Origin of the sequence: Tardiphaga sp. (assembly GCF_044340795.1) — a bacterium.
Taxonomy (GTDB): domain Bacteria; phylum Pseudomonadota; class Alphaproteobacteria; order Rhizobiales; family Xanthobacteraceae; genus Tardiphaga.
In genome coordinates this window covers 1-3,318 of record NZ_JBIISY010000407.1, presented here as the reverse complement: position 1 = coordinate 3,318, position 3,318 = coordinate 1, and the positions used below count along the sequence as shown (strand labels likewise).

Genomic DNA, 3,318 nt, shown 5'->3' with positions numbered 1-3,318 from the left:
AGGCCGACCATGGCCTCGCGGATGATGATGCGGAGCGCATTGTTGGGATTGAGCTGTCGTGTCGCCAGCGCGCGCACGGCCACCGTCATGGTCTGGGTCGCGGCATTGCCCCCCTGGCTGGCGACGATCGGCGCCAGCACCGCGAGCGCGACCATCTGTTCGAGCTGTCCCTCGAACAGGCCCAGCACCGACGAGGCCAGGAACGCGGTGGCGAGATTGATCAGCAGCCACATGAAGCGGCCGCGGGCGATGGTGAGGAAGTTGTCCGACAGTTCTTCGTCGGAGGTGACGCCGCCGAGCGCCTTGACCTCCTCGTCGGCCTCTTCCTCGATGACGTCAACGACGTCGTCGATGGTGATGACGCCGACAAGGCGGTTCTCGGGATCGACCACCGGTGCCGACACCAGATTATATTTGCCGAACATGCGAGCGACATCGCTCTGGTCGTCGAGCACCGAGACGCGGCGACGGTCCTCGTCGATCAGGTCGGCGAGCGGCACCGGACGACGTGCACGCAGCAGCGTGTCGAGCGACACAGCGCCCTGCCAGCGCTGATCGCTGTCCACCGAATAGATCTCGTAGAAGCGGTCCGGCAGGTCCGGCGTCTCGCGCATATAGTCGATGGCCTGGCCGACATTCCAGTCCGGCGGAACGGCGATGAATTCCGTCTGCATCCGCCGGCCGGCGGTGTCTTCCGGATAGGTCAGGCTGCGCTCGATGGCGACGCGCTCGGACAGCGGCAGCTTTTCGAGGATCTCGTCCTGGACGTCTTCATCGACGCCCTCGAGCAACTCCACGGCATCGTCGGAATCGAGCTCGCGGACGCCCTCGGCGACGGTCGCCGGCTCCAGTTCCTCGAGCAACTCCTCGCGAACGGCGTCATCGACTTCGTTCAGCGCAGAGAAGTCGAAATCCGCCTTGGTCAGCTCGATCAGCCGGACGCGTTCATCGGGCTGCAGCGCCTCGACGAGATCGCCGAGATCGGCCTCGTGCAACTCGCCCACGATCTCGCACAGGAACGGCGCATCAGCCGCATGAACGGCCCTGGCGATCGCCTCGACGAAATCGGGACGGATGTTCCCCTCGGCGTCACGCATCGGCATGCGGTCGAGGATCGAGGTGCTTTCAGGAGCAGATGTCACGGCGAGCTCGACGTCGTCAGTCATGTCGGACCTCGCCTGACCCATGTGGAATGCGGATGACGCAGTTTCGGTGGAAATGCGCTATTCCAACCGAAAGCATGTCCCCTTATCTGGCAAGTGCCAGTGCCGGCGACCGGATGCAATCGGAAATATCGGGCCCGCGAGATCGCTGGCAGGAAAGTGAATTGATCGTGTTGAAGCTTGCCCTCGCTGTGCTGATCGCCTCGACCATGGTGGCCCGTGCCGATAGCTGCCCCCGCCCCGATACGCTTGGCACCGCGCGTGTGCTGACAGTCGATCCCAAGGCATACCCACGTGTCGGCACCCAGAGCTTTCCCGATACACTGCCGCTTGCGGATCGCGAAGTCGTGCTGACTTTCGACGACGGCCCCAACCCGCCGACGACATCAAGAATCCTCGCCGCCCTCGCCAGGGAATGCGTCCGCGCCACCTTTTTCATGATCGGCCAGAGCGCAACAGCGCATCCGCAGCTGGTAAAGCGGATGGCCGCCGAAGGGCATACGATCGCGCACCATAGCTTTGCGCATGCGGACCTGAAGAAGGTCAGCCATGAGAAGGCCGTCGAGCAGATCGACTTCGGCATTTCCGCGGATGAGCAGGCGCTCAACGGCCGGGCGACCACCGTGCCGACGACACCGTTCTTTCGTTTCCCCTATTTCTCGTCGACGCCGGCCCTGCTCGACCTGCTGCAATCGCGTCGGATCGCGGTCTTCGGCGCCGATTTCTGGGCCAGCGACTGGAACCCGATGACGCCGCAACAGCAGCTCGAGCTGATCACCAGCCGCGTCAAGGCCACGGGCCGAGGCATCATCCTGTTTCATGATACCAAAGGCCAGACCGCCGCGATGCTGCCCGATTTCCTGCGCTATCTCAGGGACAATAATTACAAGGTCGTGCATATCGTGCCGCCGACCGCGAGCCCCCGCCCCGTCTCCCAATAGACGCCGATCATGCGATCCGGCAGGCGGCTGGACTTGGTTAACAATGCCTTTACGGCCGCGCCGGTAGTTTTCCGGACGAAGCAGACCGGAAGACGGAATACGTGATGGAAGTCATAACCACTGGCAGGCAGGCACGACGGGTGCAGGTTATCGGCTTGCTCGCTGGTCTGGCGCTGCTCTCCGCAGCCCCTGCATTCGCCGACACCTGTAGCAATCCCGACGCGCTCGGCACCTCGCGTACCATCGTGGTCGATCCGCGCGAATATCCGCGCATCGGCACGATGCAATATGCGAAGACGCTGCCGCTGCGCGACAAGGAAGTCGTGCTGACCTTCGACGACGGCCCGATCCCGAAATATTCGAACCAGATTCTCGACATCCTGGCTGCCGAATGCGTGAAGGCGACCTTCTTCGTGGTCGGCCGCATGGCCAAGGAATTCCCCGAAGGCGTGCGCAAGCTGGTCAGGCTCGGCCACACCGTGGGCACCCATAGCGAGAACCATCCGCTCGGCATGAACCGGATGCCCATCGAACAGGCGCAGAAGGAAATCGACGACGGCATCGCCCATACCGAGGCTGCGCTTGGCGACCCCGCATTGCTGTCGCCATTCTTCCGCGTCCCCGGCCTGCGGCGCGCCGGCGCCATGGAGGATTATCTCGCGTCACGCGGCATCCAGACCTGGAGCGCCGATTTCCCGGCCGACGACTGGCGCCATGTCTCGCCGCAGACCGTGCACGATCTCGCGCTGTCGCGCCTGAAGGCCAAGGGCAAGGGCATCCTGTTGCTGCACGACATCCAGCCGCGCACGGTCGCTGCCCTGCCCGGCATTCTCCGCGACCTCAAGGCCGGCGGCTATCGCATCGTGCATGTGGAAGCGGCAACCGCAAACAAACCGAAGACGCCGACAGCGCCGCAGGATTGGGATCTGCACCCGGTCTCGGAGACAGTGGCCATCACCCATTGGCACAAGGTGCCGCGTTTCGCCTTTGCCCGTATCGACATGCTGCCGGTGCCGGAGATCACGCCGTCCGATCAGGTGCTGTCGCTGACGGAGACATTCGATCACGTCCGCCGGCCACGCGGTACGACGCCACGGCCTGAACAGGCGCCCTGGCCGCGCGTCGCGCGCGTTCCGGCGATGCCGGCGATTGATACGCTGCCCGTGCCCGCGCAGTCATTGTTCGATATCGCCGAGCGCCACCAAAACCCGATC

Annotated in this window: 3 protein-coding genes; 2 read left to right on the top strand and 1 reads right to left on the bottom strand. The window is 64.0% G+C overall.

Annotated elements, in window-relative coordinates:
• Positions 1-1,166, bottom strand: a 1,166-nt coding sequence (gene mgtE / locus ACIQ17_RS32345; protein ID WP_398473647.1) for a magnesium transporter, incomplete at its 3' end; no start/stop codon positions are given.
• Between the two features lie 206 nt (positions 1,167-1,372).
• On the opposite strand from mgtE, the gene ACIQ17_RS32340 reads away from it, so the two are divergent.
• Positions 1,373-2,104, top strand: coding sequence for a polysaccharide deacetylase family protein (locus ACIQ17_RS32340; protein ID WP_398473648.1), 732 nt, complete (start codon positions 1,373-1,375; stop codon positions 2,102-2,104).
• 104 nt (positions 2,105-2,208) lie between these two features.
• Positions 2,209-3,318 (top strand): polysaccharide deacetylase family protein (locus ACIQ17_RS32335; protein WP_398473645.1); only part of this gene is annotated, 1,110 nt, incomplete at its 3' end.